Source organism: Neorhizobium sp. PAMB6716 (genome assembly GCF_058242805.1).
The window spans coordinates 1977444-2003700 of the sequence record NZ_CM177835.1 but is presented as its reverse complement, the minus strand read 5'-3'; the positions used below and the strand labels follow the sequence as shown (position 1 = coordinate 2003700).

At 61.7% G+C, this 26257-nt stretch carries 30 protein-coding genes and 1 tRNA gene; 11 read left to right on the top strand and 20 right to left on the bottom strand.

Annotated features, from left to right (window positions below; translation table 11 throughout):
- Positions 1–40 precede the first annotated feature (40 nt).
- From plsX to AC4CWH_RS09795, 4 genes are all read left to right on the top strand, one after another.
- Complete coding sequence (plsX, locus tag AC4CWH_RS09810; RefSeq protein WP_491281851.1) at positions 41–1090, top strand: phosphate acyltransferase PlsX; 1050 nt, start codon at positions 41–43, stop codon at positions 1088–1090.
- Positions 1091–1109: 19 nt separating this feature from the next.
- A complete protein-coding gene (locus tag AC4CWH_RS09805) occupies positions 1110–2081 on the top strand; it encodes a beta-ketoacyl-ACP synthase III (RefSeq protein WP_491321399.1) in 972 nt (323 codons plus the stop codon).
- Positions 2082–2167: 86 nt separating this feature from the next.
- Positions 2168–2506, top strand: coding sequence for an integration host factor subunit alpha (locus AC4CWH_RS09800; RefSeq protein WP_491281850.1), 339 nt, complete (start codon positions 2168–2170; stop codon positions 2504–2506).
- Positions 2507–2669: 163 nt separating this feature from the next.
- On the top strand, positions 2670–3206 hold the full coding sequence (locus AC4CWH_RS09795) for a MerR family transcriptional regulator (RefSeq protein WP_491318584.1): 537 nt from the start codon (positions 2670–2672) through the stop codon (positions 3204–3206).
- Between the two features lie 215 nt (positions 3207–3421).
- On the opposite strand, the gene AC4CWH_RS09790 is transcribed toward AC4CWH_RS09795, so the two are convergent.
- From AC4CWH_RS09790 to AC4CWH_RS09755, 8 genes are all read right to left on the bottom strand, one after another.
- Positions 3422–3498, bottom strand: a tRNA-Pro gene (locus AC4CWH_RS09790).
- A gap of 83 nt (positions 3499–3581) precedes the next feature.
- The gene (locus AC4CWH_RS09785; RefSeq protein ID WP_491318583.1) at positions 3582–3770 is read right to left on the bottom strand and encodes a hypothetical protein; all 189 of its coding nucleotides are present in this window, start codon (positions 3768–3770) and stop codon (positions 3582–3584) included.
- A 104-nt stretch (positions 3771–3874) separates the two neighbouring features.
- Entirely contained in the window at positions 3875–4024 is a 150-nt protein-coding gene (locus AC4CWH_RS09780; RefSeq protein ID WP_491281847.1) for a hypothetical protein, read from the bottom strand.
- Positions 4025–4231: 207 nt separating this feature from the next.
- On the bottom strand, positions 4232–4513 hold the full coding sequence (locus AC4CWH_RS09775) for a helix-turn-helix domain-containing protein (protein ID WP_491318582.1): 282 nt from the start codon (positions 4511–4513) through the stop codon (positions 4232–4234).
- 31 nt (positions 4514–4544) lie between these two features.
- On the bottom strand, positions 4545–5783 hold the full coding sequence (locus AC4CWH_RS09770; RefSeq protein ID WP_491318581.1) for an O-antigen ligase family protein: 1239 nt from the start codon (positions 5781–5783) through the stop codon (positions 4545–4547).
- Positions 5780–7294: an undecaprenyl-phosphate glucose phosphotransferase gene (locus AC4CWH_RS09765; protein ID WP_491321398.1), complete on the bottom strand. Its 1515-nt coding sequence runs from the start codon at positions 7292–7294 to the stop codon at positions 5780–5782. Before AC4CWH_RS09765 ends, AC4CWH_RS09770 begins: the two co-directional genes overlap by 4 nt.
- A 171-nt stretch (positions 7295–7465) precedes the next feature.
- Positions 7466–8617 (bottom strand): glycosyltransferase family 4 protein, encoded by a 1152-nt coding sequence (locus AC4CWH_RS09760; protein WP_491318580.1) that lies wholly within the window; start codon positions 8615–8617, stop codon positions 7466–7468.
- A gap of 2 nt (positions 8618–8619) precedes the next feature.
- On the bottom strand, positions 8620–9198 hold the full coding sequence (locus AC4CWH_RS09755; protein ID WP_491318579.1) for a polysaccharide biosynthesis/export family protein: 579 nt from the start codon (positions 9196–9198) through the stop codon (positions 8620–8622).
- Between the two features lie 201 nt (positions 9199–9399).
- Between AC4CWH_RS09755 and AC4CWH_RS09750 the strand changes: the two genes are divergently transcribed.
- Positions 9400–11496, top strand: a complete 2097-nt coding sequence (locus AC4CWH_RS09750; RefSeq protein WP_491318578.1) for a GumC family protein — start codon at positions 9400–9402, stop codon at positions 11494–11496.
- Positions 11497–11506: 10 nt separating this feature from the next.
- Here AC4CWH_RS09750 and AC4CWH_RS09745 read toward each other — a convergent pair whose 3' ends face one another.
- Positions 11507–12748 carry a GNAT family N-acetyltransferase gene (locus AC4CWH_RS09745; RefSeq protein WP_491318577.1) on the bottom strand — a complete coding sequence of 414 codons (1242 nt, stop codon included), beginning with the start codon at positions 12746–12748 and terminating at the stop codon, positions 11507–11509.
- A gap of 142 nt (positions 12749–12890) precedes the next feature.
- Positions 12891–13103, bottom strand: coding sequence for a DUF2842 domain-containing protein (locus AC4CWH_RS09740; RefSeq protein ID WP_491318576.1), 213 nt, complete (start codon positions 13101–13103; stop codon positions 12891–12893).
- Between the two features lie 133 nt (positions 13104–13236).
- On the opposite strand from AC4CWH_RS09740, the gene AC4CWH_RS09735 reads away from it, so the two are divergent.
- On the top strand, positions 13237–14331 hold the full coding sequence (locus tag AC4CWH_RS09735) for a COX15/CtaA family protein (RefSeq protein ID WP_491318575.1): 1095 nt from the start codon (positions 13237–13239) through the stop codon (positions 14329–14331).
- 3 nt (positions 14332–14334) lie between these two features.
- Here AC4CWH_RS09735 and AC4CWH_RS09730 read toward each other — a convergent pair whose 3' ends face one another.
- The 5 genes from AC4CWH_RS09730 to speB all read right to left on the bottom strand — a co-directional run bounded on the left by AC4CWH_RS09730 (position 14335) and on the right by speB (position 18484).
- Positions 14335–15162, bottom strand: coding sequence for a DODA-type extradiol aromatic ring-opening family dioxygenase (locus AC4CWH_RS09730; protein WP_491318574.1), 828 nt, complete (start codon positions 15160–15162; stop codon positions 14335–14337).
- A gap of 65 nt (positions 15163–15227) precedes the next feature.
- Positions 15228–16100 (bottom strand): aminoglycoside phosphotransferase family protein, encoded by an 873-nt coding sequence (locus tag AC4CWH_RS09725; protein WP_491318573.1) that lies wholly within the window; start codon positions 16098–16100, stop codon positions 15228–15230.
- Positions 16101–16102: 2 nt separating this feature from the next.
- Positions 16103–16498 carry a VOC family protein gene (locus AC4CWH_RS09720; RefSeq protein WP_491318572.1) on the bottom strand — a complete coding sequence of 132 codons (396 nt, stop codon included), beginning with the start codon at positions 16496–16498 and terminating at the stop codon, positions 16103–16105.
- A 27-nt stretch (positions 16499–16525) separates the two neighbouring features.
- Positions 16526–17458 (bottom strand): N-acetyl-gamma-glutamyl-phosphate reductase, encoded by a 933-nt coding sequence (gene argC, locus AC4CWH_RS09715; RefSeq protein ID WP_491318571.1) that lies wholly within the window; start codon positions 17456–17458, stop codon positions 16526–16528.
- Positions 17459–17530: 72 nt separating this feature from the next.
- Positions 17531–18484 carry an agmatinase gene (gene speB, locus AC4CWH_RS09710; RefSeq protein ID WP_491318570.1) on the bottom strand — a complete coding sequence of 318 codons (954 nt, stop codon included), beginning with the start codon at positions 18482–18484 and terminating at the stop codon, positions 17531–17533.
- Between the two features lie 406 nt (positions 18485–18890).
- Between speB and AC4CWH_RS09705 the strand changes: the two genes are divergently transcribed.
- Positions 18891–19607 carry a carbonic anhydrase gene (locus tag AC4CWH_RS09705; RefSeq protein WP_491318569.1) on the top strand — a complete coding sequence of 239 codons (717 nt, stop codon included), beginning with the start codon at positions 18891–18893 and terminating at the stop codon, positions 19605–19607.
- A gap of 80 nt (positions 19608–19687) precedes the next feature.
- Here AC4CWH_RS09705 and rpsI read toward each other — a convergent pair whose 3' ends face one another.
- The 3 genes from rpsI to AC4CWH_RS09690 form a co-directional block, all read right to left on the bottom strand.
- Complete coding sequence (rpsI, locus tag AC4CWH_RS09700; protein ID WP_491281832.1) at positions 19688–20155, bottom strand: 30S ribosomal protein S9; 468 nt, start codon at positions 20153–20155, stop codon at positions 19688–19690.
- Positions 20156–20157: 2 nt separating this feature from the next.
- Positions 20158–20622 (bottom strand): 50S ribosomal protein L13, encoded by a 465-nt coding sequence (rplM, locus tag AC4CWH_RS09695; RefSeq protein ID WP_491281831.1) that lies wholly within the window; start codon positions 20620–20622, stop codon positions 20158–20160.
- A 276-nt stretch (positions 20623–20898) separates the two neighbouring features.
- The gene (locus AC4CWH_RS09690; protein WP_491281830.1) at positions 20899–21252 is read right to left on the bottom strand and encodes a hypothetical protein; all 354 of its coding nucleotides are present in this window, start codon (positions 21250–21252) and stop codon (positions 20899–20901) included.
- Positions 21253–21334: 82 nt separating this feature from the next.
- Between AC4CWH_RS09690 and AC4CWH_RS09685 the strand changes: the two genes are divergently transcribed.
- Positions 21335–21769, top strand: coding sequence for a CoA-binding protein (locus AC4CWH_RS09685; RefSeq protein ID WP_491318568.1), 435 nt, complete (start codon positions 21335–21337; stop codon positions 21767–21769).
- A gap of 14 nt (positions 21770–21783) precedes the next feature.
- On the opposite strand, the gene AC4CWH_RS09680 is transcribed toward AC4CWH_RS09685, so the two are convergent.
- Positions 21784–22221 carry a hypothetical protein gene (locus AC4CWH_RS09680; protein WP_491318567.1) on the bottom strand — a complete coding sequence of 146 codons (438 nt, stop codon included), beginning with the start codon at positions 22219–22221 and terminating at the stop codon, positions 21784–21786.
- A 264-nt stretch (positions 22222–22485) separates the two neighbouring features.
- Here AC4CWH_RS09680 and AC4CWH_RS09675 point away from each other — a divergent pair, with 264 nt between their 5' ends.
- The 3 genes from AC4CWH_RS09675 to AC4CWH_RS09665 all read left to right on the top strand — a co-directional run bounded on the left by AC4CWH_RS09675 (position 22486) and on the right by AC4CWH_RS09665 (position 24980).
- Complete coding sequence (locus AC4CWH_RS09675) at positions 22486–23769, top strand: O-acetylhomoserine aminocarboxypropyltransferase (protein ID WP_491318566.1); 1284 nt, start codon at positions 22486–22488, stop codon at positions 23767–23769.
- Positions 23770–23875: 106 nt separating this feature from the next.
- Positions 23876–24511 (top strand): flavodoxin family protein, encoded by a 636-nt coding sequence (locus tag AC4CWH_RS09670; RefSeq protein ID WP_491318565.1) that lies wholly within the window; start codon positions 23876–23878, stop codon positions 24509–24511.
- Between the two features lie 124 nt (positions 24512–24635).
- A complete protein-coding gene (locus AC4CWH_RS09665) occupies positions 24636–24980 on the top strand; it encodes a cupin domain-containing protein (protein WP_491318564.1) in 345 nt (114 codons plus the stop codon).
- Here the strand turns inward: AC4CWH_RS09665 and AC4CWH_RS09660 are convergent.
- Positions 24977–26251, bottom strand: a complete 1275-nt coding sequence (locus AC4CWH_RS09660) for a cytochrome P450 (protein ID WP_491318563.1) — start codon at positions 26249–26251, stop codon at positions 24977–24979. The two genes, AC4CWH_RS09665 and AC4CWH_RS09660, sit on opposite strands and share 4 nt — an antisense overlap.
- Positions 26252–26257: the final 6 nt, after the last annotated feature.

Below are 26257 nucleotides of genomic sequence, written 5' to 3'. Positions count from 1 at the left end.
CGCGATTTCGCCAAGCGCGGGACAGAAGGATCAGGAACGCGTGATCAGGATATCTCTCGATGCCATGGGTGGCGATTTCGGTCCGCAAGTCGTCATTCCCGGCGCTGCCAAGGCGATGGACCGTCACCCCGATGTGACTTTCCTCATTTTCGGCCAGAAGGCGCTGTGCGAGCCGCTTCTTGCCAAATACCCCAAGCTTGCCGCCAAGACCGTCTTTCATGACTGTGACGTCGCCATTACCATGGACGAAAAGCCAAGCGCGGCACTCCGGCGCGGTCGCCATGTCTCGTCCATGTGGCGCGCGATCGATGCGGTAAAGACCGGCGACGCCGATGTGGTGGTCTCTGCCGGCAATACCGGCGCGCTGATGGCGATGGCGATGTTTTGCCTGCGCACCATGTCTGGCATCGAACGCCCGGCGATTGCCGGCATCTGGCCGACGCTGCGCGGCGAAAGCATCGTGCTGGATATCGGCGCCACCATCGGGGCCGATGCCCGCCAGCTTCTGGATTTCGCCCTGATGGGCGGGGCCATGGCCCGCTCGCTGTTTGAGATCGAGCGCCCGACCGTGGGCCTCCTCAATGTCGGCGTCGAGGAGGTCAAGGGCCAGGAAGACGTGCGCGAGGCGGGCCGCATGATCCGCGAGGCGAACCTGTCGACCATCGCCTATCATGGCTTTGTCGAGGGCAATGATATCGGCCGCGGCGTGGTCGACGTGGTGGTCACCGAAGGGTTTACCGGCAATATTGCGCTGAAGACAGCCGAAGGCACCGCCAAGCAGATGGCCGAGCTTTTGCGCTCTGCCATGTCACGCACGCTGATGTCGAAGATCGGTTATCTCTTCGCCAAGGGCGCGTTTGACCGGTTGCGCGAAAAAATGGACCCGCGCAAGGTTAATGGCGGGGTCTTCCTCGGGCTGAACGGCATTGTCATCAAGAGCCATGGCGGCACGGATGCGGAAGGTTATGCCTCGGCCATCGACGTCGGCTACGACATGGTGCGCAATCAGCTGAACGACAAGATCCTGCAGGATCTCAAAGATTATCATGCCCGCCACCTGCCGCCGGCAGGTCCGGAAGAAGCGGCGTAAGGAAGCAGGAATGACGCGCATGATCCGATCAGTGGTTCTGGGTTTCGGGGCGGCGCTGCCAAAGCGCCAGGTCACCAACAAGGAACTCGAAAGCCTCGTGGAAACCTCCGATGACTGGATCGTGCAGCGCACGGGCATCCGTCAGCGCTACATTGCCGGCGAGGGGGAAACCACCGCCTCGCTCGGCGAGCAGGCGGCCCGTGCCGCGCTCGACAATGCAGGCCTGACACCTGCCGATATCGACCTCGTCATCGTCGCGACATCGACGCCGGACAACACGTTCCCGGCAACGGCCGTCAACATCCAGAACCGGCTCGGCATGACGCATGGTTATGCATTCGATGTGCAGGCGGTCTGTACGGGCTTCGTTTATGCCATGGCAACGGCCGATGCGCATCTGAAGGCCGGCCTTGCCAAGCGTGCGCTGGTGATCGGCGCTGAAACCTTCTCCCGCATTCTCGACTGGACGGATCGCACCACCTGCGTTCTTTTCGGCGATGGCGCGGGCGCGCTTGTTCTGGAAGCGCAGGAAAGCGAAGGCACCATCGCTGACCGCGGTGTGCTGACCGCGCACCTGCGCTCGGACGGCTCGCACAAGGACAAGCTTTATGTGGATGGCGGCCCGTCCACCACAGGCACGGTCGGCCATCTGCGCATGGAAGGCCGGGAAGTGTTCAAATATGCCGTCGGCATGATCACCGACGTTATCGAGGCGGCATTCGCCGCCACCGGCACGACGGCTGACGATCTCGACTGGCTGGTGCCGCACCAGGCCAATCGCCGCATCATCGATGGGTCCGCCAAGAAACTCGGCATTCCCCCCGAGAAGGTTGTGGTGACGGTGGACCTGCATGGCAACACGTCGGCTGCCTCCATTCCGCTGGCAATTTCGGTTGCCGCCGCCGACGGGCGGATCAAAAAGGGCGATCTGGTGATGCTGGAAGCCATGGGCGGCGGCTTTACCTGGGGCGCCCTGCTGATTCGCTGGTAATCTCGCGTTTACAAGTGCTTGACCCGAAAGACCAAGGGACATAGAGTTTGCACTCGTTAGAAATCGAACGTTGACGGGCGGGGTCCATGGCCGGCAAGACAGTGACACGCGCAGACTTGGCGGAATCGGTATTTCGCAAGGTCGGGCTTTCGCGAACCGAGTCGGCCGAGCTTGTCGAAACGGTGATTGACGAAATCTGCAACGCCATCGTGCGCGGCGAAATGGTCAAGCTTTCGTCCTTTGCCACCTTCCAGGTGCGCTCCAAGAACGAGCGAATCGGCCGCAATCCGAAGACCGGTGAGGAAGTGCCGATCTCGCCGCGTCGGGTGATGACGTTCAAGGCCTCCAACGTGCTGAAACAGCGTATCCTGAAGTCGCACCTGCAGCGCAAGGCCAAGACCAAGCCGGCCAACCCTGCCACCTGAAGTTGCCCGGACGGTATTTTCGTCCGCATGGCGTGGCACGGCCAGCCAGTTAGCTGTTCATTCTCTCTCAAACCGCTTGAGTTCGACGCCGCAAACCGTTGAAATACGGTCTATCGAATACCCGTGACGTCGCGTTGAGTCGCAGACTGTTGGAGATGAAGACGTGGACAAGAGCCCGGACGCCTTTCGCACGATCAGCGAAGTTGCCGACGACCTCGATCTGCCGCAGCACGTGCTTCGTTTCTGGGAAACTCGGTTTCCGCAGATCAAGCCGATGAAGCGTGGCGGCGGCCGGCGTTATTATCGCCCGGAAGATGTCGATCTCCTCAAGGGCATCCGCCACCTGCTCTACGACCATGGTTATACGATCAAGGGCGTGCAGAAGCTGCTGCGCACCAATGGCAACAAGTTCGTCTCGGCCATCGCATCCGGCGATCTCGCCACGATGGAAGCCATCATGGCTGCCAATGCCGACCGGCCGGCAGAGCCCAAGGTGGCAAACCCCGAGGACGACCAGATCGTCGGCCGTCCCAAGGCCAAGCCCAGCGGCCGCTTTTTCGGCTTCGGCGGCGGAGCAGAGGATGACGGGCTGGAAGTGTCGCTTGGTAAAAGCTCGATTGCCAAGGAAGACCGCGCGCTTCTGCAGGAGGCGCTGTTCGACCTCCTGGAATGCAAGCGCCTGCTCGATCAGGTTCGCTGATTCTCTTTTATTGTTTTTCTGTGCGGGGGAGGGCTCGGCGCGTGCGCGCGTCGTTGGCGCTTGCAGGTGCGCGCCGGTTATCTCATGCAGCGAAACAGCCTGCTATGTGGCCTCGTACGCTTCAACACCCAAACCGGTGCCTGCGACTTCAAGTCTTCATAATCGTGGGAGAGAGTGAACCGGCATCTGGGGGATGCGGCGGTTCGGATTTTAAATGGTCGGGGCGGCCGGATTTGAACCGACGACCCCTTGACCCCCAGTCAAGTGCGCTACCGGGCTGCGCTACGCCCCGACCCGCTTCTTTCGAAGCACGCCCTCATTACTGACTTGCCGCGCAGGGCGCAAGAACAAATTGGGTTGCTGTGGAAAGAATGCCTATCGAAACATCGGCGTGCGGGTGGCATTCATCAGAAGCTCCTGTTCGGAGGCAAACGGACCGAGCAGCTTCAGGAGACGGTTTTCTTCGCGGGCATCCAGCCGGTAACGTCGCGCAAATTCGCTGACGTTCCAGACTTTTTTGAAACCGGACTTTTCCGTCGCCTGCTGGTCGATATGTTTGCTCATCTGCCACCCTCTTTTTTGAAAGCGCGTAAGGCTTTCTTTTATTCCCCGTCAGATTGTATATCCGAATATAGACATGTTCGCAAACGGGGTTTCATTGATCGACGTCAATTCTGTTCCACTTTGACGCCGTTTCCAGTGATGCTCATCTCGACGCCCTTTGGCTTCGTTTCTTCGCGGATGACGTAAACGCCAAGAGCAGCGACTGCGATGACGAGGGCGCCGATGACGAAATAAAGGCTGTTGCTGCGGGCCATGAAAATTCCTTTGCGTGATTGCGCCCGACAACGACGCAAGGGCGATTTTGTTCCCGGGAATTTCCGTGATTGTTGGCTGCACACAACAGGAGAAGCGGCCCGCGCGGGCGGGCAGGGCGCGCACCGGCGGGATAGTCGCATCACTGTGCGATCAGGGGGCTGTCATAAAAGCGTCAGGCTGTGTGGGCGCGGCCGGGATCGGGATTGTCAGCCGTCGTTGTCGGCATTGAGGTTTTCCGGCCGCATGCCTTCGTCCGAGGACGCATGGCGTAGGCGGATCCCCGGGCCGACACCGGGATCGTCTTCCCCGGCCGCGAGAAACACGATGCCGCGGTGTTCAAGGCACTGTCGCAGACGTCCGGCACCGGCGGTTCCGCCGCGCTCGATCGTCTCGATCTCGTCACTGGAAAGTTCGCTCTCTGCTGCCAGTTCGTCCACCGAAAGACCGATCATGGCGCGTGCGGCGCGAATTTGTTCTGCTGTCATCATACGGGAAAAAGTGGCACAGGTCGCGGTGATGTCAAGGCATGGAAATTGCGCGAGCGCTGCGACGATGCCGCTGTTCCAGCGCAAAACAGCCCCAGATCACGCCGAACAGCAGGTAGACATGGCGCCAGTGATCAAGGTCGATGACATTGCCGATCATCGCATGGCCGGCGAGCACGATCCAGGCGATCATCAGATACGGCTGCCAGGGGCGATCGCGCAGCAAGGCCCGAAAGCCGATGGCAAGGGTCGACCAGATCAGCAGAATGTACGACACGAACCCGAGCCAGCCATAGGTGGTGAGCGACTTCAGCCAGATATTGTGCTCGTCCTCGCCGAACATTTTTCCGAGCACCATCGGGCCAAGGCCTAGCGGTCGCTCCATGGCCATCAGGAAACCGATCTTATGGCGCTCGAAGCGGCCGAGTCGTGCGCCGTCATAATCCTGCACCAGCTTGGCGCGGTTGAGAAAAAGGTCGGAGACCTTTTTCGACTGCATGGCGCCGCCAAGCGCCAGCATCAACAGAACAAGGGCGGCAAGCGTCAGCATGAAGATTTTGAGGCGAAAGGCCGCCGTGCGTTCCTTCAGCAGCATCACGATGACGAGCGCCAAGGCTGAAAACAGGTAAAGCCCCCATGCCGCACGGGAAAACGACAGGAAGATGCCAAGCGTCAGCACCAGAAGCCCTGCAAGGGCAAGCGGGGCTGCCGCAAGCGATCCGCTGAGCAGCCGGTACATCAGGTAAAGCGCCGGCGCGACCAGATAGGGCCCAAACACGTTCGGATCCTGGAAGGCACCCTTGGCCCGGTCATAAAGCGTAAAGACCTCGGAGCCGGAAAAGGCGTGGAAATAACCGAGAATTCCCAGAAGTGCCGTGATCACCGCAGCCGCCACCCAGGCCCGGAAGATCAGCCCCAGCCGCCGATGGTCATCCTCGATGATGGCGGCGTAAAACACGGAGGTAAGCGCCAAAAACAGCGAGACCGCCATATACATCGGCGCGCCGGAGAGATCCGCCATGACAGTCAGCGACAGCATGCCACCGACGTTAAACAGCAGGAGCAGGATGAGAAGGGGCCCGACCGCCCTGGAAATCTTCAGGCCGAGCAGGAAAAACAGGCCGATCTGCACCGCCAGCATCAGTTCGTAAGGCGCCGGCTCCGAAATCACGAAGCCGGAGAGAAACACACCGATCGCCACCATAGCCGAGCCCATCAGCCGCAGCTCTGCCCTTTGCGGGTGGAACGGCTGTTGTGCGGCAAGCGCGCTCAATAGGCATTCTCCGTGTTGAGCAGCCGGATGGGGGTGAGGAACAGGATCTTCAGATCGAGCAGCAGCGACCAGTTCTCGATATAATCGAGATCGAAGGCGGTGCGGGCGCGGATCTTGTCGTCGCTGTCAAGCTCGCCGCGCAGGCCGTTGATCTGCGCCCAGCCGGTGACGCCGGGCTTGACGCGGTGGCGGGCAAAATAGCTCTCCACCACATCGACATAACGCCGGTCGCCGGTCTGGGCGTGCACCGCATGGGGGCGCGGGCCGACGAGCGACAGTTCGCCGCGCAGCACGTTGAAGAACTGCGGTAGTTCATCCAGCGATGATTTGCGCAGGAAGCGGCCAACGGGGGTGACGCGCGGATCGTTTTTCGTCACGGCGCGCTTGGCCGTGGGATCGGACAGTTCCGTATACATCGAGCGGAACTTCAGGACGTGGATCACCTCGTTGTTGAAGCCATGGCGCTTCTGCACGAAAAGAACCGGGCCTTTCGAGGTTGTCTTCACGGCAATCGCCGCCGCCAGCATGATTGGCCAGGCAAGGGCAAGCGCCAGCAGGGAAAAACCGATATCGAAAATGCGCTTGGCAACCTGATCCCAGTCGCGGATCGGCTTGTCGAAAATATCGAGCATCGGCACGCTGCCAACGTGCGAATAGGCGCGCGGGCGAAACCGCAGCTGGCTTGCATGGGCGGCAAGGCGGATATCCACCGGCAGAACCCAGAGCGTGCGCACCAGCTGCAGGATGCGCTCCTCGGCCGTTGCCGGCAGCGCGATGATCAGCATGTCGATGCGGGCAAGGCGGGCAAATTCCACCAGTTCGGCAAAGGTGCCAAGTTTCGGATAACCGGCCACCACATCGGGCGATCGGGCATCGCCGCGATCGTCAAAGATGCCGCAGATGCGGATGTCGTTGTCGGCCTGCCGTTCGAGCGCCCGCACGAGATCGCGGGCAGGCTTGCCGCCACCGACGATCACGGCGCGCCGCTCCATCGTGCCGTTGCGCGCCCAGTGGCGGATACCGAAGGCCGTCAGGTATCGGGTTGCCATGAGAAGCCCGGCGCCTGCAATGGCCCAGACCACCAGCGTCGACGGCGGGAAGGTGAGGTCGTGCAACAGATGCATGGCGACGACCTGCGCCAGAAAGCCCAGCCCCCAGGCCACCACCACGCGCCGCGCCATGCGGGCGGGCGCCCGCAGCGACGGGATCAGATAGGCATCCGCCATTTGCAGCAGAAGCACGGTGAGCGTGGATGAGGCCGTGGTGACGAGGAAATAGACGGGGAACGCGCTGTTCTCGGCAAAGCCATGCAGGAAACCGATGCCGAGGCCGAGGACCAGCAGGAGAAGCAGTTCGAGGATCCGGAACTGGCCTATCAGCAGGGCAGGCGCCATGGTCTGGTGGCGAAACTGCTCGGCGATCTCGCGCGCAAACGGATTGAGTTCGACAGGTACGGAGGAGCTGGTGATGTACGCTCCGGCGTCAGTGTCTGCCCCTGCAGGCGTCTCCATCGACGGCGGGGAGGAAACCCGTTGGCGCAGCGCCTCCACGTTCAACTCATCCTGCTGTACCGGCCCGCTCATCGTCTCTGATCCCGCCCGTCGCTGGCTTAAGGGCAAACACCGGCCCTTGCGCGTTGATGCGAGCAATATCAGCAAGATGCTAAGAAAGGTTTGCGCCGGTTATGCGCCCGGGCGCTGTGCCGTCAGCTCGCGGTAGAGCGCCAGCATGTCACCCGCCATCACGCTTGCGGAAAATTTTGCGCGAAATGCATGCGGTTTCGGCATGACCCGCTCCTGCCATTTTGCATCCGTCATCGATTCGACCATGCGGGCGGCAAGATCATTCGCGTCGCCGGGGGCTGCAAGTGCAGCGCTGTCGGTCCCCATCACCTCCGGAATGCCGCCGACGCGGGTGGCGATCAGCGGCTTTTCGGCTGAGAGAACCTCCAGCACGATATAGGGCATGGCTTCGGCGCGCGAGGGCACGACAACGGTGCGGGCCAGCGCAAAGGCATCCGTTGCCGGCATGGCATCCAGCATACGGATACGCCGGCCAAGCCCGAGTTCGGTAATTTTCTCACGGTAACGATCGCGGTCCGGGCCGTCGCCCACCATCACGGCCGAAAGCGGCCGTTGCAGCGCGCGCTCAGTGCGGGCAAAGGCGTCGAAAAACACGTCGGGACCCTTCAGGTCGCGCATCATGCCGATATAGAGAAAATCGGCAGCATCCGGCGCGAGCGGAACCGGTTTGAACTCCCGGTCCCGGATCCCGTTATAAATCACCCGCGCCGGCGGTCTCGGCGTGCCGACCTTTTCCGCATAGGTGCGTCTTTCATAATCGCAGACGAAGACCAGATTATCGGTCAACCGTTCCTGCAATCGCTCGAGGCGCAGCACCACCTGGCCGGACAGCTTTTTCCGGTCGTAATGCAGGCTGCCGCCATGCGGCGAATAGAGGCGGGCTACGCAATACCTGTTCACCCGCAGCAATGAGCCGATCAGCCTTGCGACAACGCCACCCTTGGCGCCGTGACCGTGCAAGACATCCGGCCGCAAACTTTTGATATGACTATAACTTCTGTAGAGCGCCGCGAGATCCGATGGGCTGATCGAGCGGCGTATGGGAAGGCGCGTCAGGCCCAGCGAAAGCTTGGGCAGGATCGTCTCGAACAGTTTTTCCTCATGCGCCCCGCCCGTCGAGCTGTCGCAGAGAATACCGACCTCGTGGCCGGCGGCATGATGTTCCTCCACGAGATCGCGCACGTGCCGGAAAATGCCGCCAACCGGCGAGCGAAAGCAGTGAATGATCCGAAGAGGCCGGCCCGCATCCATGTTCAGAACAGCCGTTCACGTACGTAAAGCGTATCGCCGGCCAGAACCGGGCTTGAAATCGTGGTGCGGCCTGTCAGCACTTCTCCGTTGATCTTGCGGGTCACATCCACATCGCGCTGGTTGCCGCGCGGCGTAAAGCCGCCGGCAATGGCAATGGCATTCTGCGCCGTCATGCCGGGCACATAGGCATATTGTCCGGGGCGGCCCACTTCGCCCATCACGAAGACGGGACGGTAGCGGTCCACTTCGATGGTCACATCGGGATCGCGCAGGTATCCCTTCTTGAGTTTGGTGGCGAGGGCCCCCTCAAGCGCTGCGATGGTCTGGCCACGCGCCGGCACCTGCCCGACGAGCGGGAAGGAGATATAACCGGCCTGATCGACCGTATAGGTGTTGGAGAGGCTCGGCTGTTCGAATACGGCCACCCGCAATCGGTCTCCGCTGTCCAGCCGGTAGGGCTGGATGGTCGCCTCGTGAAAGGCCTTTGGCGCCGGCGCATAGGACGAGCAACTGGCAAGGCCTGCCGAAATGCAGGCTGCAAGAGCCATGGTCAGAACAGGTCTTGGTCGTGCGAACCACATTTCGCGCGAAACTCCGGCTGGGAAAAAGCAAGTGTCATCCTTATCCGCTGATCATGGTTAATGGCCGGTAAAGAGGCTGTGCAGGTTTTGGGCATGTGTCGATAAAGCGTCAGCCCCCACGAACATTCAGGCTCTCTCATTAACGGTCGGGTTACCATGTTCGCCTAGTTTCTGACCCACGAGAGACAAGAGGAGTGGGCGATGTCCGGCATGGGCGCCAATCAGGATGCGGATATCGACATCGGGCAATTGTTCGGTGCTGTGTGGGAGCGGCGGCGGCGTATTCTCACCACCACGGCGCTGGTGGCCGTGTTTGCCTTTGCCGGCGCAAGCCTGATGACGCCCGCTTATAAGGCCGAAACGCGTGTCCTCATCGAGGCGCGCGGCAGCGGCACCGGCGAGCCGGCGCAGGGCGCCAATGAGCCGGTGCTCGACCAGTTCAACATCGCAAGCCAGGTGCAACTGCTGCAATCGGCCGATCTCATCCGCCAGATCGCACGCGACCTCAATCTGTCAGCGCGTAAGGAGTTTGATCCGGAAGCCTCTGCCTTGCTGCCGGATTTTCTGGTGCTGCTCGGCCTCAAGCAGAACCCGCTGGACCTGCCGGCGGAAGACCGGGTCCTCAAGGCATTTCGCGAAAAGCTGCAGGTCTATCCGCTGGAGGGCTCACGCGTCATCGCGGTAGAATTCAGCTCGGCAGATCCGAAGCTGTCGGCCGAGATCCCCAATCGCATGGCGGATGTCTACCTTTCCATGCAGAGCAAATCCAAACGCGACACGCTGTCTGAGGCGGCGGGCTGGCTGGAGCCGGAAATTGCTGCGCTGCGCACAAGGGTGGCTGAGGCCGAACGCAAGGTGGCCGATTACCGCAGTTCCGCCGGGCTTTTCCAGTCGGGCGACAATACCAGCTTTTCGGCCCAGCAGCTGAGCGGCATGTCGAGCGAGCTTGCCCGCGTGCGCGGCGAGAGGGCGAATGCCGAGGCACGGGCGCAGAATGTGCGCGCCGCTCTGGAAAAGGGCAGCGGTTACGATACGATGGGTGACATTGTCGGCTCGGCAATGATCCAGAGGCTGAAGGAAAACCAGTCGCTGGTGGAGGGCGAGATTTCGCAGGCCTCCATCACGCTTCTGGAAGGCCATCCGCGCCTGAAGGCGCTTCGGGCGCAGCTGTCCGGCATCCGCCGGCAGATCGAGACCGAAAGCCGCAAGATCCTTGCAAGCATTGAAAGCGAGGCATCGGTGGCGCGCCTGCGTGAACAGCAGCTGATGCAGCAGCTGGGCGGATTGAAGGCCGATTCGGCCCGCGCCGGGGAGGAGGAAGTGGGGCTTCGCGTGCTCCAACGGGAGGCAGCCGCCGAACGCCAGTTGCTGGAAACCTATCTGGCGCGCTACCGCGAGGCGGCGTCACGCGTCGAGGGCAATGCCATGCCGGCCGATGCGCGTATCGTTTCCACGGCCATCGAACCGGCCGAACCGTATTTCCCGAAGGTCATCCCGATCACCATCGTTCTGGTGCTGGCAAGTCTCATCCTGCAGGCCGTCGGCTTGATCGTCGTGGCGCTGTTTTCCGGGCGTGGCCTTCGCCCCGCAGACGAGCGCGTATCTGTCGAGCCGCAGCCGGTATCGCAGCCTGCCGCTCTGCCCGACGCCGGTGCCGTTGCAGCGGCCGAGCGGCGTACGGAACTCTTGAACCCGCAAGGGCCGCTGCCGGGGCTCGCCCCCGTGCGGGAATATCTGATGCGGCGCGGAGATGCGGTGGCGATCATCGTTTCGCCTGAAGGGGACGACGGTTCGACGGCCACCGTCATCCTGGCGCGTGAGCTTGCCGGGCAGCGCCGGTCCGTCGTGCTGCTCGATCTCTCGGCCACCGCCTGTCCGACACGCCTGATGGCGCAGACGCTGCAACAGGCCGGCATTACCGACCTTCTCTGCGGTTCAGCGGCGTTCGGCGAAACCATTCACCCGGACCGGCTGTCCAGCGCCCATATCGTTCCCAAAGGCCAGGCTGATCCGACAGACGCCATGCGCGCTGCCGACCGGCTCGGCATGATCATCGATGCGCTCGCCGGCGCCTATGAGATCGTGCTGGTGGAATGCGGGGCGACCGAGACCGACAATCTCGACCGCCTGATGCGCGCCCATCAGGCGCAGATCGTTCTTTCTATGGGTGGCGCTTCAGCTGAAAGGATTGAGCAGGCGAAGGTGCAATATGAGAAAGCCGGTTATCCCGATGCGCTTATCATGACGGCCGACCTCTCCGGTTATCTGCCACCGCGGGGCCGCCAGACAGCGGCCTGACCGGCCAACATTATTCCTCAGCGGATAGCCGGTTCCGGCCGGCGCGCAGGCGCTGCACCAGCCGGTAAAGTTTTGGCTGGTGCTTGAGGCGCGTCTTCAGGCGCACGAGACCCGCATAGACATGGGTGGCAATCCGTCCCTTCGGCGTCAGCGGAATGAGGATATCGAACAGCGGTGTCTCCATCGGGCACCAGCTGCGTTTATAACCCTGGTCACCGACGCCGAAATCAAACAGCTTGATGCCCTCAACCCCTGCCTGTTCGATCATCAGCCAGTAAAGAAGCTCGCCTGGACTTGCCTCCGGCACGCGCACGCTATCGATGGAGCCGAACTGGCAGATCAGGTGATCGCCCTTGCGCGACATGCCGGAAATGCCGACCACCGGTTTTCCCGGCTCGCCCGAGAGGCGGATCGCATGCAGGAAAAGCGGCTGGTCATGTCCGTACGGGGGCACATCGAGCAGAGCATGGAAGAAATCTCGCACTCCCTTTCGCCCAAACGCATCGGGCAGGCCATGCGCCTTAAATCGCGCCCGCTTCTGGGCAAAAAAGGTCTCCAGCAGCGCATGACGCTCTTCACGCGTCTGCGGGATGTAGTGTTCGTAACCGCCGGCCTCTTCCATGCGCCGCACCTGGACACGGAATTTCTTGCGCCGGCGTTTGGCGTTCAGCTGCCCAATCGTCTTCTCGAACGTATCGAGGATCGGCAGCTGGAAGGAGTGATTCTGATGGGCGACGGCGGTGAGGCCGGCAAAGGGGTGGCTGAGACCGCGCCAGACCAGCGGCACCGTATCGATCACCACCAGATCGACGCGGTTCTTCAGGCAGGCCGCCAGCTTCTGGCAAAACAGCGATTGTCCTTCCGCCGTCAGCGCAAAATCGTGTGAAAACAGGCCGCTGTTCAGGTTATTATGGCCACGCGCCGGCGGATAGGCGGTGCGGATGCTGGCGCGGTGCTCGATCTCGAGCGGCAGGATCATCACGGTACGGCCATCGATCCGGCCCTCGACAACTGCAAGGTCCGGCTTGTGGCTGTCCACCCAGGCCTTGCACCAGTCATAGCCCTGATGCAGGGAATTGCGAGGCAGTGCCTGCAATTGCCGCCACACCGGCTCTAGTGCGGCCATGTCGGGGACAACGAAAAGCTCCATCCTGTCCATCGCAAGGGCCGGTGCCGCCGGCTTGTCTGACCGTTCGAGGGAGCGATCTCCGGTTTGCGCGCGCGCGTCTCGCACAATGTCCTGTACCTGCATTCGTCGACACCCTTCCAGCCTGCTGTCCTCAAACATCCGGGACAGCCTAGCGGCGTGGTCGAAACAAGACAGTTAATCACACTGGTTTGACGCGCCCATCCGTTACGTGTGGTTAATATAAGGTGTCGCTGATGCAGTGTGTTTAGGTTCGCGGGCGCGGGCCGGCCATCCATTTGATGATCAGCATGGCCGGCAGGATCCACAAGAGCCCGCTCAGGAGGAAATAGAGCAGATGCACCCACCAGGGCGAGGTAGCGAGCGTCAGCGAGGCAATCGTGGTGGCCAGCAGCGCATAGGTCAGCACCAGGATGATGATGAGGATCGTGCCGATGAACTTCTTGAGCCGCAGGGGCATCGTTATCCTCCCGAAATCGCAACAGTCTGCAAGGCCGCGACGGCATGCCGCAAACCCTGAGGGCTTGTTTTGCACGGGCGCCTCGGGCAAATCAACGCAAAGCAGACATTGTTGATAAATGTCAGGAGAGCAAATGGTGATCTTGGATCAGACGAGCCTTGGCGGCGCCCATGCACGCGTGGCGGAAAATCGCACCCTGCTGCGGCGCTGGCTGCAGGTCGTTCTTTTCACGCTCTTCTGTCTCGTGCTGGTCGGCGGGGCCACGCGTCTCACCGATTCGGGCCTGTCGATCACCGAATGGAAGCCGATCCACGGCGTCATCCCGCCGCTCTCGGTTGCCGAATGGGAAGAGGAACTCGCTCTCTACCGCAAGATCCCGCAATACCAGGAGATCAATCGCGGCATGTCGCTGGACGAGTTCAAGACGATCTTCTGGTGGGAATGGGCGCACCGGCTGCTGGCGCGCGCCATCGGCCTCGTTTTTGCTCTGCCGCTTGCTTATTTCTGGCTGACCGGCCGCGTCGAGCGTCGCCTGCGCTGGCCGCTGGTCGGGCTTCTGGCGCTCGGCGGTTTCCAGGGTTTTATCGGCTGGTGGATGGTGTCATCCGGCCTCACGCAGCGGGTTGACGTCTCGCAGTACCGGCTGGCGACCCATCTCACCATCGCCTGCCTGATCTTTGCCGCCTCTACCTTCATCATGCGCGGTCTCACACCGCAGAAGGTCGATGTGCCGCCGACGTCCCGCTCGCATCTGGCAGCTGCCGGCCTTGCCTTCCTCGTGCTGTTCCAGATCTATCTCGGCGCGCTGGTGGCGGGTCTCGATGCCGGCTTTTCCTACAATACCTGGCCGCTGATGGATGGCGCGCTGGTGCCGGGCGATCTCTTCACCCATAACCCGTGGTGGATCAACCTGTTTGAAAACCCGAAGACCGTGCAGTTCGTCCACCGCTGCGGCGCTTATCTTCTGCTGACGCTGACCTTCATCCACATGATCGTTTCGGTCAACAAGACGCCCGGCAGCACGCATGCCAAGGGCGCCATGATGCTGTTCGGCCTCGTCTGCGGCCAGGCGGTGATCGGCATCGTCACGCTCTTGACGCATGTGCCGATCGAGGCGGGGCTTCTGCACCAGGCCGGCGGCCTCATCGTGCTCGCCTATGCCATCAGCCACTGGCGCGGCTTTTATGGCGAGTTTCCGCGTGACGAAGCCGTGTCCGCACGCGGATAAATCCTAGCCGAAGCGGTAGCCGGAATAAGGCTTGCCGAGATATGTCGCGGTGAAAATGCGGGCGCCCCGGTCGTTGCCGGCAGCTCCTGCTGCCACAAACAGCGGCACCAGATGGTCATGATCGGGTACATGGCAGGCCCGTCCATCGGGATTGTCCTCCCAGGTTGCTAGACGCTCGGCCCGCGCCTCTGGATCGGCATCGGAAATCACATCGGCCAGCCAGTCGTCGAAACGCACCGCCTCGGCCACATGCTCGGCATCGGCCTTCCGAAACTTTGGCATATTGTGATAGGTCATGCCGGACGCGATGATCAGCACGTCCTCATCGCGCAGCGGTTCCAGCGCCTTGCCGATCGCCACATGGCTTTCGACGTCCAGCGTATTTTTCAGCGACATCATGGTGATCGGCACATCCGCATCCGGATAGATCAGCATGAAGGGAACGAAGACACCGTGGTCGAAGCCGCGTGTGTCATCTTCCGCAGAGGCAATGCCAGCCTCCGACAGAACCGCACGGGTGCGTGCGGCAAGCGCCAGCGAGTTTTCGGCCGGGTAGGACAGTTCGTAGGTGTGCGGTGGGAAATTGTAATAGTCAAACAGCATCGGCGGTTTTGGCGCGGTGCTGAGCGTCGGCACCGGTTCCTTTTCCCAATGGCCGGAGATGACGAGAACCGCCCTAGGACGCCGGCCGATCTCGGCATCGAGCCCGCGCAGGAAAGCGCCCAGCGCGTCCCAGGGGCCCTTGCCCTCGCTATCCCTTGGGAACTCCATAAAGGGCCAGGGGCCGCCGCCATGGGGGATGAAATAGACGGGAAACCGTGTCTGCGGCATGAACGTGCTCTCTGATTGTTGAGCCATCATAACAACAGTCGATTGTTCACACTATCCGTCGAATATTAAACAGATTGTTGTGCAATTAGTGAACGAATGAAGCTGGCGACGGCCGTGCGCTCACGGATGTTTTCGGCCGCATCCGCGCTTTCCGGCGGGCGCAGCGACCAGGCGGTCGAGAGCATGGCATGCGCGCCGGCATAACGCAGCACCGTGAGCGGGCTGCAGCCCAGAACCAGGGCGAAGGCCTTCGCCAATCGCACCACGCGGGCCGGTTCGAACAGGTGAGCGCCACCGGGATTGCCGAAGACATTGGCCACCTCATAGGCGGGATCGCCGATCAGGCCCTGTGGGTCTATGACGCGCCAGGTGCCGTGTGCGTCCTTCATGACATTGTCGTGGTGCAGATCGCCGTGCAGGGGGATCTGCCGCGTCTGGCGGCCAAGCAGGTCGCGCGCCTCCGCTGCCGCCCAGATGGCCATCTCCCGGTGCGGGCCGTCCCGTTCCGCCAGTTCGAACAGGCAGCGGAAGTGCCGCTCCAGCGTTATCAGGTGCGGGGGCGGTGTCCGGTCAGACGGCGCGTGCAGGAGCGGCAACAACTGGCACAGGATCGGCGTTGCTGCCGCATCGCCCTCCATCCTGTGCAGGTCGGCGAGGCTGATCGCGCCGGCATCTTCGAGAAGGCAGGCATCGTCCGCCTGCTCCAGCAGTCGCACGGCACCCTGGCCGTCGCGCCAGGCGAGATAGGCAAAGCCGGCACGTTCGCGAAGGCCCTCCGGCTTCAGAAGCTTGAGGATGGCGTCGCTGCCATCTGCGCGCGCCACGCGGTAGAGGCGGCTGGAATGCGTATCGGCGAGAAGGCGCGGCGCACCGAGCTTCCAGCCGGCCAGCAGGTCAGGTCGCAGCAGCGGATCATCTGACTGGGGCCTGTCGTCCATGCTTACGCGCCGTCCGGCGGCCGGTGGCAGACGGCCTCGACATTGTGGCCGTCGGGATCAAGCACGAAGGCGGCATAATAGTTCGGATGATAATGCGGGCGCAGCCCCGGAGCACCGTTGCAGATTCCACCGGCCGAAAGGGCCGCCTGATGAAAGGCGTCGACAGCCGCCCTATCAGGCGCAACGAGGGCAATATGCAGGCTGCCCTTGGTGCGGCCGCCATTGCCGATCCAGAGAGACGGCTTGCCCGCCATGCCATAACCAAAACCCTCATAACCGCCGGTCTCCGAGGCCGTCACCGCCATCTGGCAGGCGGCACCGAGCGTCGGCATGACCGCGTCATAGAAGGTGCGGGAGCGGGCAAGGTCTGCCACCGAAAGACCGATATGATCCAGCATGCGGCATCCTCCTCCTTGCGTGAATGCTCAGGCCGAGAGCATCAGGTCCATGTTCTGCACGGCAGCGCCCGACGCGCCCTTGCCGAGATTGTCGAGCACGGCCACGAGGTTCACATGCGCGCCACCGGGCGTGCCGAACACGTAAAGTTTCATCGTGTCGCGGCCCACCAGTTCTTCCGCATCGACGCGCGGCAGTTTTGCGCTGTCCTCAAGCGGCACCACGCTCACCACAGATTGCCCGGCATAATGCGAAACGAGGGCGGCATGGATCGTCTCCAGCGTCGTGCCCTCAGCCAGATGGTCGAGGAACAGCGGCACCTGCACGATCATGCCTTGGGCAAACCGGCCAACGGAAGGGGCAAACAACGGTGCGCGATCGAGCTTGCCATGCACGGTCATCTCCGGCACGTGCTTGTGCTTCAACGGCAGGCCGTAGAGAAAATTGTTCGCAGCCAGATGCTCGGGATGGTTCTGGTCTTCCATCTGCGCGATCAACTGTTTGCCGCCGCCGGTATAACCGGAGACCGCATTGACCGAGACCGGATAGCCGTTAGGCAGGATGCCAGCCTCGCGCAGCGGCCGGATGAGGGCGATGGCGCCGGTCGGATAACAGCCGGGATTGGCAACTGAGCGTGCCGAGCGGATCTTGTCGCCCTGCGCTGCATCCATCTCGGCAAAGCCATAGGCCCAGTCCTCGGCAACACGATAGGCCGTCGAGGTATCGATGATGCGCACATTGTTGTTGCCGGAGAGCATCGACACGGCCTCTTTCGAGGCCTCGTCGGGCAGGCACAGAATGGCGATGTCGGCGCTGTTCAGCAGCTCTTCGCGGAGCGCCGCATTGCGCCGCTCGGCCTCGGGGATCGAGAGCAGCGTCACATCGCGGCGGTCGGCCATGCGGGTGCGGATCTGCAGCCCCGTGGTGCCGTGTTCGCCATCGATGAAGATTTTCGCGCTCATTGTATCTACCCGTGAAATCAGTGCGTTGGAAGAAGAACCGGATTCAGTTTACCTGGCTCTTGATTCAGTTTGTTAACAGCCGCCCGCCAATCGTTCGGCTCGCAGCCCCAGCATATACATGGCGACCGTCGCACCGGCAATGGCGGTGATATCGGCATGATCATAGGCCGGCGCCACCTCCACCACGTCGGAGCCCCTGATATCAAGGGGACCGAGCTTGCGCAGCACCGAGAGGATCTTTGCCGAAGACGGGCCGCCTGCAACCGGCGTGCCGGTGCCCGGCGCAAAGGCGGGGTCGAGGCAATCGATATCGAAGGTGAGATAACAGGGGGCAGTGCCGACATGGTCGAGGATCGTTTTTGCGATCTCGGTCGTGCTCATGTCCTCCACCGTATCGCCCTTGAGAATGCGGATGCCAAAATCCTCCGGCGCCTCTGTGCGGATGCCGATCTGGATCGAGCGGCTGGCATCGATCACACCTTCGCGCACGGCGCGTGCCACAAACGAGCCGTGGTCGATGCGCTGTCCGTCATCCTCCCAGGTGTCCTGGTGGGCGTCGAAATGCACCAGCGCCAGCGGCCCGTGTTTTGCCGCATGCGCCTTCAGGAGCGGCCAGGTGACAAAATGATCGCCACCGAGCCCAAGCAGGTAGGCACCCGAGGCAAGGATGTGCTCCGCCTCCTGCTGAATGCGGCCGGGCGTCGTCTGGTGATTGCCATAGTCGAGGAGAACATCGCCGTAATCGATCACCGCCATGTCCTGAAACAGATCACGCGCAAACGGGTACTGCGGGTCATTGTCGAAGATGGCGGAGGCACGCCTGATCGCCTGTGGCCCGAAGCGGGCGCCGGGCCGGTTGGAGGTGGCCGCATCGAAGGGAATGCCCAGCACCACCGCATCGACATCGGTCAAATCCTTGGAAAAACGCCGGCGCATGAAAGACAAGGCGCCGGCATAGGTCGGGTCGGTCGCAGCCCCCCGGTTGCCGGTGGCGGAAAAGGCGTGGTCGATGGTTTTGCTGGCCATAACGGTATCCTTCAGGGGCGCGTCACGATGGCCTGCTGCAAGCGCAGGCAAACCGGTTGTAGCCGCGCCATCCGCATCCCGAAAGAGGGGCTTCGGCAATTGCCAGCCTATTTGAGAGGCAGCATCCGGGCTTTATCCTGGTCCAGGGCGCCGCACTGTCCGTTGAACATGATTCTGCATCAGAAACTTGCGAAAAACCTGCGCCGTCTGAAATATAGAAACGGTGTTGTAAAATAAAATTACACTCACTCTACTTTCAGAAATTCGAATGAAGCGCCGTGACACAAGAAAGGAAGCGGAAACTATCTATTAGAAAAAACAGATTTACATGGGCTGTAGTCGGAATAAACTCGATGTGTTGGCGGAGAGATTTTGGGGTCTGCTGATGTAATCCGGGGGAAATTCCATGTGTCTTGACTGTATGACGATGAGCCGTCGTCGCATGATGACGGTTGCAGGGGCGGCGGGCCTGGGGCTTGCGCTATTCGGTGGTCTTGGCCGGCCGGCTGTCGCGACCGAGGCGGCAAAGGGCTTGTCGCCGGACGAAGCACTGGCGCGGCTGAAGGCCGGCAACGCCAAGTTCGTCTCCGCCCCGCAACTGTGCGCGGCCGATATCGGTGCCACGCGCACGACGGTCGCCAAGGGCCAAAAACCCTGGGCGACGGTGCTGACCTGCGCCGACAGCCGGTTGTCGCCGGAACTTCTGTTCGGCGGCGTCAATCTGGGTGAACTTTTCGTCTGCCGCAATGCCGGCAATACCGCCGATACGGCGGTGATGGGCTCGATCGAATACGGCGTCGAACATCTCGGCTCGCCGCTGATCCTGGTGCTCGGCCATGAACGCTGCGGCGCCATTTCGGCGGCCTGCGAAGTGGCGGAAAAGGGTACGAAACTACCCGGCTCCATCGGCCCTATGGTCGAAGCGATGGTTCCTGCCGCCCGCGACCTTCTCGGCAAGCCGGGTGACTTTGTCGATAATGTCGTCAAGGAAAGCGCCCGCCGCACCGCGCAGAAGATTGCTACCGAAAGCCCGATCGTTGCCGAGTTCGTACACGAGGGCAAGGTGAAGGTCGTCTACGGCCGTTACGACCTCGACACCGGTACGGTCGAGTTTCTGGGCTGAAGGGGACGAAAAATTCAGGCAATAAAAAAAGGCGGAGCCGAAACTCCGCCTTTTCCATATCTGCAAGAGATCCGAGCGGATTAACGCTTGGAGAACTGGAACGAACGACGGGCTTTTGCCTTGCCGTACTTCTTACGTTCGACAACGCGGCTGTCGCGGGTCAGGAAGCCACCCTTCTTCAGAACAGGGCGCAGGCCCGGCTCGAAGTAGGTGAGGGCCTTGGAAACACCGTGACGAACGGCACCGGCCTGGCCGGAAAGACCGCCACCGGCAACCGTTGCGATGATGTCGAACTGGCCGGTGCGGGCAGCGGCAACGAGCGGCTGCTGCAGGATCATCTGCAGAACCGGACGTGCGAAATATTCCGCAAATTCCTTGCCGTTGACGATGATCTTGCCGGAGCCCGGCTTGACCCATACGCGGGCAACGGCGTTCTTACGCTTGCCGGTTGCGTAGGAGCGGCCCTGTGCATCGACCTTGCGGACGTGAACCGGAGCCTGGGATTCGGTCGCCGAAGCGAGATCCTTCAGGGAGGAGAGATCGGCCATGATCAGGCGCTCCTTACGTTCTTGCTGTTCAGCGAGGCGACGTCAAGCGAGACGGGCTGCTGTGCTTCATGGGGATGGTTCGAGCCGGCGTAAACGCGCAGGTTCTTCATCTGGCGACGACCGAGCGGGCCGCGCGGGATCATGCGCTCGACAGCCTTTTCAACGACGCGTTCCGGAAAACGACCTTCGATGATGGCGCGCGCGGTGCGCTCCTTGATGCCACCCGGGTAACCGGTGTGCCAGTAGTACTTCTTGTCGTTGTACTTGTTGCCGGTGAAAACCACCTTGTCGGCATTGATGACGATGACATTGTCGCCGTCGTCAACGTGGGGGGTGTAGGTGGCCTTGTGCTTGCCGCGCAGGCGGGTAGCAATGATGGTAGCGAGGCGTCCGACGACGAGACCTTCGGCGTCGATCAGCACCCACTTCTTCTCCACCTCAGCGGGCTTCTGAACGAAGGTAGACATATGTTGCTCTCTTCTCGATAATCCCGGGCGGAGCAAGCCCCAGCCCCAGGCGTTTCTTGTTGCTTGTTTGGAAAAGGCGTTTTCACGCCCAAGGCTGCGCATCCCGATAGGATCCGCTTCCTGGCGCGGCTTATACGGATGGCGCCGGCAAGCGTCAAGAAGGGCTATTGGCAGGGTCTGAAATATTCTTCATGTAATTCAATGGCTTAAGAGTGTGGTTTCGTGATACCACAAAATATCGCCACCCTGGACGGTCTTTCCCGTGCCGAAAACGCTTCAATCGAGGCCGAAACAGCCGGGCTCGAGGAAGTTATGGCAATCCTCCGGGTCCGGGCGGCGCTCGCAGTGGCGCACCGGGCAATTGCGCAAATCCTTCGTCGGCACGCTGGAGGCCTTGGCAAATTCGCCGGATGCGCAAAGGCGGCCGGAGGCAACGTAACGGTCATAGAGGGTAACGCCGGTGCGGCCGGGATAACGCAGGATGGCGGCCCCCTCGCGGGAAATAGCATCCTGCACGGCGGCACAGGACATGCCCGTGGAATTGTAGCGCGAAATCGCCTGCGCCTGTGTCCCGGTGAGGAGGCTGACACCCAGCAAGGCAAGGGTCGCAGGGGCAAGAATCTTTCGCATTGTCTGTTCCCTTTTAAAGCTCCGGGAACGTAACTAGCGCACACTCCGTTGACGGCCAAGTGTTGCGCCGGGAGGAAATACGATGAACCATGAGCAGTATGACGACGGTTATCTGGCCGACATCCTGAAGACCGTGAAGACGGTGGCCGTGGTCGGCGCGTCCATCAATCCCTCGCGGCCCAGCCACGGTGTCTCTGCTTTTCTGCTGGCGAAGGGTTATCACGTCATTCCCGTCAATCCGGGGCAGGCGGGCAAGGTCATCCTCGGCCAGACCGTGATTGCGCATCTCTCCGACATTGCCGAACCGATCGACATGGTCGATGTCTTCAGGGCCTCGGCCCATGTCGGGGCTCTCGTCGACGAGGTGCTGGCATTGGACAAACTGCCGAAGGTTCTCTGGATGCAGCTTGGCGTGCGCGACGATGCGGCCGCGGCAAAGGCGGAGGCTGCCGGCATCAGGGTTGTGATGAACCGGTGCCCGGCGATGGAATATCCGCGGCTGCGCAGCCATCTCTGAGAGCCGAAGGTTTTTCAGTCTTCCAGCAGGTCCGGCTCGGCGCGCAGGCCGTTCATGGGGACGGCATTGTTGCAATAACCGGCAAAGTGCGTGGCGGCCTTGCCCTCGCCAAGATCGTGCCGGCAGGTCTCTTTCGATGCGCAGAGCGCGCAACTGGCCTGCATGTCGCGGTAGGCGGCCGGTTGCAGCAGGCGCACTTCCACCGGGTCGATGTGCAGCGCATGCATCAGCGCCTCCATCTCGTCCGCGCCGTGTTCGCCCTTGCGGCTGATGGCGGCGAGCCGCTCCGGTGCCATGCCAAGATCCAGTGCCGTTTGCCGCTGAAGATCGCGGTCGAGCTTTTGAAATTCGTCATCGCTCGAAAAGCAGTTGCGGATATTGCCGTAAAGATGGGCAAGGCGGGCGGCAAATCCCGCAGATGTCTGTGTCGAGGCCGTCGTCAAGGCTTTCATGGCCGTTCTCCCTTCAGCTGGAAAACAGGATGAAAACGGATTGGCATCGCCGCATTGATCCGGATCAAGCTTTCGGGACGGGACGGCGAAAGTCGGAGCTGTTTTTTGCAACCGATGCCCGCTTGCCGCAAAATCCTTCTTTGCCAAGGCGCGACTTGGCTGTTCCAGAGGCTGTTGCCACCGCAGGGTGCGGGTTATAGTCCAGCCTGACCTGCCGGCCTTTGACCAATGGAGCAGGCATCAAGAATTTTCGGGAGGACAGACATGACCACGAAACATCCGGGCTTTTCCACACTCGCCATCCATGCGGGCGCCAAGCCCGATCCGGCAACCGGTGCCCGCGCAACGCCCATCTACCAGACGTCGTCCTTTGTCTTCAACGATGCCGATCATGCCGCCGCCCTGTTTGGCCTGAAGGAATTCGGCAATATCTACACCCGCATCATGAACCCGACGCAGGCGGTGCTGGAAGAGAAGGTGGCAGCGCTCGAAGGCGGAACGGCAGCCCTTGCCGTCGCGTCTGGCCACGCGGCGCAGATGCTGGTCTTCCACACGATCATGAAACCGGGCGCCAATTTCGTCGCGGCCAAGCGGCTTTACGGCGGCTCGATCAACCAGTTCGGCCATGCCTTCAAGAATTTTGGCTGGGAGGTGCGCTGGGCCGATCCGGCAGATCCGGCAGGTTTTGCCGCGCATGTGGATGAGAACACGCAAGCCATCTTCATCGAAAGCCTGGCCAATCCCGGCGGCACCTTTGTCGATATCGCAGCCATTGCCGAGGTGGCGCAGGCCCATGGCCTGCCGCTCATCGTCGACAACACGATGGCAAGCCCCTATCTGCTGCGCCCGCTCGAACACGGTGCCGATATCGTCATCCATTCGCTGACCAAGTTTTTAGGCGGTCACGGCAATTCCATGGGTGGCATTCTCGTTGATGGCGGCACGTTCGACTGGTCGGCGTCGGGGCGTTATCCCATGCTGTCGGAACCGCGGCCGGAATATGCCGGCCTCGTGCTGCACCAGACCTTTGGCAATTTCGCCTTTGCCATTGCCGCCCGCGTGCTCGGCCTTCGCGATCTGGGTCCGGCGATCTCGCCATTCAACGCCTTCATGATTTTGACCGGCATCGAAACCCTGCCGCTTCGCATGCAGCGCCACTGCGACAATGCGGCCGCCGTTGCGGAATGGCTGAAGGGCCATGACAAGGTGTCCTGGGTCAATTACGCCGGTTTGGCCGACGATCCGAACCATGCGCTTCAGACCCGCTATTCACCCAAAGGCGCCGGTGCCGTGTTCACCTTCGGCGTGAAGGGCGGTTATGAGGCGGGCAAGAATTTTGTCGAGGGGCTGAAGCTCTTTTCGCATCTTGCCAATATCGGCGACACCCGCTCGCTGGTCATCCACCCGGCCTCCACCACGCACCGTCAGTTGACGGCCGATCAGCAGGTGGCGGCCGGTGCCGGCCCGGATGTCGTGCGCCTCTCCGTCGGCATCGAGGATATCGCCGATATCATCGCCGATCTCGAGCAGTCGCTGGCCAAGGTCTGATCCGCCGGCGCGGGTCTTGCGGAACAACGGCACCTCGTATCGGGTTGGGCAGTCTCCACCCTTTGCCCAACCGACGCCTCAAGGCGCGCGATACGAGGAGATGTTCATGGCCCCGCAGACGGACACGAAAACGGCATTGAAGGCTGTTGCCCTCAATGCCACCCTGAAACGCAGCGGCGGCGACCCGTCTTCCACCGATCGCATGCTGGGCCTGATTGCCGAGGCGATGGCTAAAGAGGGCGTTCAGACCGAAACGATCCGTCTTGCCGACCACAATATCCTGCCGGGCGTTTCATCCGACGAGGGAGCCGGCGATGATTGGCCCGCGATCCGCCGCACGGTACTGAATGCCGATATCCTTGTGCTTGGTTCGCCGATCTGGATGGGGCAGCCGTCCAGCGTGGTGAAGCGTGCGCTGGAGCGGATGGATGCCTTCCTGTCGGAAACCGATGATGCCGGCCGTATGGTGTGCTACGGGCGCGTGGCAGCGGTTGCCGTGGTCGGTAATGAAGACGGCGCGCATCACGTGTCTGCGGAGCTTTACCAGGCGCTGAGCGATGTCGGCTTTACCATTCCCGCCAACGCAGTTGCCTATTGGGTCGGGGAAGCGATGGGCAGCACCAATTTCGTCGATCTGGAGGAGGTGCCGGAGGTCGTGGTGACGGCGGTCGACATGCTGGCGCGCAACACGGTGCATCTCGCCGCACTCTTGAAAGACAACCAGTATCCCGGTGAAAAATAATCTTGGCTGCAAAGCCTCCGCTGAGGCACAAGGGCGGGCAGGGGCGTTTTGAGACGCCCGGCCCATCACTTGCCAGCCCACCGACAAGCGCCGTGATTTGCCCGGCCGACATGAGGAGACTGCGATGTTCCACGCGCTTGCTTTCGATCTTTCGGCCATCGAACCGGAAGACGGCGCCCCCGCACCCGACCGGGTCATCTCCGGCACCCCGAAATTTCGCACCTGGAGTGTCGAGGAGGCCGAGGGCGGCATCTATGCGGGCGTCTGGGAAGCAACCCCCGGCAAGTGGCGTATCGCCTATGACGAATGGGAATATTTTTCCATTCTCGAAGGTTATTCCATCGTGACGGAAGAGGACGGCACGCAACATAACCTGAAAGCCGGTGACCGCATGATCCTCAGGCCCGGCTTCACGGGAAGCTGGGAAGTCCTTGAAACGACTCGCAAGGATTACGTCATCCGGCTTTAGCCCCAGGCCAGATCCAGCCGTTCCAGCCCGTGGAAATGATAGACGTCCTTCACCACCGGCGGTCGCGCGATGCGAAGCCCGGGAAGGCGGCGGAACAGCAGCGGCAGTGCGATATTCAGTTCGAGCCTTGCCAGCGGCGCGCCGATGCAAAAATGGATGCCGGCGCCGAAGGAGAGGTTGGCGCCCTCGTTGCGATCCGGCTTGAAGGTGAGCGGATCGGAAAATTTATTCGGGTCGAGATTGGCCGCGGCAAGGATGAGGCTCACCTTGTCGCCGCGTTTCAGGCTGACGCCATCCACCTCGACATCCTCCAGAGCCCAGCGCTGAAAGATGTGGACGGGCGCGCAGATGCGCAGCGTTTCCTCCACAGTGCGCTCGGTCGCCTTGGCATCGGCAAACATCACGGCCGGATCGAGCCCGCTCTCCAGAATCACCCGCACGGAATTGCCGATCTGGTGAACGGTTGCCTCATGGCCGGCGTTCAAGAGCACGATAGTGGTCGAGACCAGCTCGTCGTCGCTTAGATACTGGCCCTTGTGTTCGGTGTGGATCATGTGGCTCAACAGGTCGTCGCGCGGGTTTTGGCGCCGCTCGGCGATCACCGTCTTGACGTAATCGGCAAATTCCTTTGCCGAGCGGTCGGCGGCCTCCTCGTCGGCGCGGGAACGCTTGAACATGTACATGCCGACATAGTCATGGCTCCACTTCAGAAGCTGCGGCCCCATCTCTTCGGGAATGCCGATCATGCGGGCAATCATGGTGACGGGAATGATGTCGGCAAAACGCGACAGCAGTTCCGTTTCGTCATCCGCCTCAAAACCGTCGATCAGCCGGTTGGCCAGCGCCTCGATCTCGCCACTCATCTTGTCCACATGGCGCGAGACGAAGGCGCGGTTAACCAGCGTGCGCAGCCGCGTATGTTCCGGCGGCTCGATCTCCAGCAGCGAATGGCGCTCGGCCAGATCGAAATTTTGCGTGTGGGCGGAAGGCTCCGGCAGGCCCAGTTCCTCGCGGCTGGCGATATGCAGGATCTGCCGACCAAAACGACGGTCGCGCAACAACGCATTGACGTGGTCGTAGCCGGTAAAAAACCACTGCCGCTGGTCTTCCCAGTAGAAGGTCGGACAGTTTGCATGAAGTGCTGCGTAAACGGCGTTCGGCTGCGAAAAGAAGGCGGGGTTTCGCCCGTCAAGGCGGACCCGGCGCGCGGCTGCATCAAGCTTCAGGACATCCGGGGCGAAGGGCGCGGGGGAAGGGGAAATCTCGGTCATGCCACG

Excerpts from the sequence above, each read along its gene's own strand:
- AC4CWH_RS09805 (WP_491321399.1), top strand. The coding sequence starts at position 1,110 with ATGATCCGATCAGTGGTTCTGGGTTTCGGGGCGGCGCTGCCAAAGCGC.
- AC4CWH_RS09800 (WP_491281850.1), top strand. The coding sequence starts at position 2,168 with ATGGCCGGCAAGACAGTGACACGCGCAGACTTGGCGGAATCGGTATTT.
- AC4CWH_RS09785 (WP_491318583.1), bottom strand. The coding sequence starts at position 3,770 with ATGAGCAAACATATCGACCAGCAGGCGACGGAAAAGTCCGGTTTCAAA.
- AC4CWH_RS09780 (WP_491281847.1), bottom strand. The coding sequence starts at position 4,024 with ATGGCCCGCAGCAACAGCCTTTATTTCGTCATCGGCGCCCTCGTCATC.
- AC4CWH_RS09775 (WP_491318582.1), bottom strand. The coding sequence starts at position 4,513 with ATGATGACAGCAGAACAAATTCGCGCCGCACGCGCCATGATCGGTCTT.
- AC4CWH_RS09765 (WP_491321398.1), bottom strand. The coding sequence starts at position 7,294 with ATGGAGACGCCTGCAGGGGCAGACACTGACGCCGGAGCGTACATCACC.
- AC4CWH_RS09760 (WP_491318580.1), bottom strand. The coding sequence starts at position 8,617 with ATGGATGCGGGCCGGCCTCTTCGGATCATTCACTGCTTTCGCTCGCCG.
- AC4CWH_RS09755 (WP_491318579.1), bottom strand. The coding sequence starts at position 9,198 with ATGTGGTTCGCACGACCAAGACCTGTTCTGACCATGGCTCTTGCAGCC.
- AC4CWH_RS09750 (WP_491318578.1), top strand. The coding sequence starts at position 9,400 with ATGTCCGGCATGGGCGCCAATCAGGATGCGGATATCGACATCGGGCAA.
- AC4CWH_RS09745 (WP_491318577.1), bottom strand. The coding sequence starts at position 12,748 with ATGCAGGTACAGGACATTGTGCGAGACGCGCGCGCGCAAACCGGAGAT.
- AC4CWH_RS09740 (WP_491318576.1), bottom strand. The coding sequence starts at position 13,103 with ATGCCCCTGCGGCTCAAGAAGTTCATCGGCACGATCCTCATCATCATC.
- AC4CWH_RS09735 (WP_491318575.1), top strand. The coding sequence starts at position 13,237 with ATGGTGATCTTGGATCAGACGAGCCTTGGCGGCGCCCATGCACGCGTG.
- AC4CWH_RS09730 (WP_491318574.1), bottom strand. The coding sequence starts at position 15,162 with ATGCCGCAGACACGGTTTCCCGTCTATTTCATCCCCCATGGCGGCGGC.
- AC4CWH_RS09725 (WP_491318573.1), bottom strand. The coding sequence starts at position 16,100 with ATGGACGACAGGCCCCAGTCAGATGATCCGCTGCTGCGACCTGACCTG.
- AC4CWH_RS09720 (WP_491318572.1), bottom strand. The coding sequence starts at position 16,498 with ATGCTGGATCATATCGGTCTTTCGGTGGCAGACCTTGCCCGCTCCCGC.
- argC (WP_491318571.1), bottom strand. The coding sequence starts at position 17,458 with ATGAGCGCGAAAATCTTCATCGATGGCGAACACGGCACCACGGGGCTG.
- speB (WP_491318570.1), bottom strand. The coding sequence starts at position 18,484 with ATGGCCAGCAAAACCATCGACCACGCCTTTTCCGCCACCGGCAACCGG.
- AC4CWH_RS09705 (WP_491318569.1), top strand. The coding sequence starts at position 18,891 with ATGTGTCTTGACTGTATGACGATGAGCCGTCGTCGCATGATGACGGTT.
- rpsI (WP_491281832.1), bottom strand. The coding sequence starts at position 20,155 with ATGGCCGATCTCTCCTCCCTGAAGGATCTCGCTTCGGCGACCGAATCC.
- rplM (WP_491281831.1), bottom strand. The coding sequence starts at position 20,622 with ATGTCTACCTTCGTTCAGAAGCCCGCTGAGGTGGAGAAGAAGTGGGTG.
- AC4CWH_RS09690 (WP_491281830.1), bottom strand. The coding sequence starts at position 21,252 with ATGCGAAAGATTCTTGCCCCTGCGACCCTTGCCTTGCTGGGTGTCAGC.
- AC4CWH_RS09685 (WP_491318568.1), top strand. The coding sequence starts at position 21,335 with ATGAACCATGAGCAGTATGACGACGGTTATCTGGCCGACATCCTGAAG.
- AC4CWH_RS09680 (WP_491318567.1), bottom strand. The coding sequence starts at position 22,221 with ATGAAAGCCTTGACGACGGCCTCGACACAGACATCTGCGGGATTTGCC.
- AC4CWH_RS09675 (WP_491318566.1), top strand. The coding sequence starts at position 22,486 with ATGACCACGAAACATCCGGGCTTTTCCACACTCGCCATCCATGCGGGC.
- AC4CWH_RS09670 (WP_491318565.1), top strand. The coding sequence starts at position 23,876 with ATGGCCCCGCAGACGGACACGAAAACGGCATTGAAGGCTGTTGCCCTC.
- AC4CWH_RS09665 (WP_491318564.1), top strand. The coding sequence starts at position 24,636 with ATGTTCCACGCGCTTGCTTTCGATCTTTCGGCCATCGAACCGGAAGAC.
- AC4CWH_RS09660 (WP_491318563.1), bottom strand. The coding sequence starts at position 26,251 with ATGACCGAGATTTCCCCTTCCCCCGCGCCCTTCGCCCCGGATGTCCTG.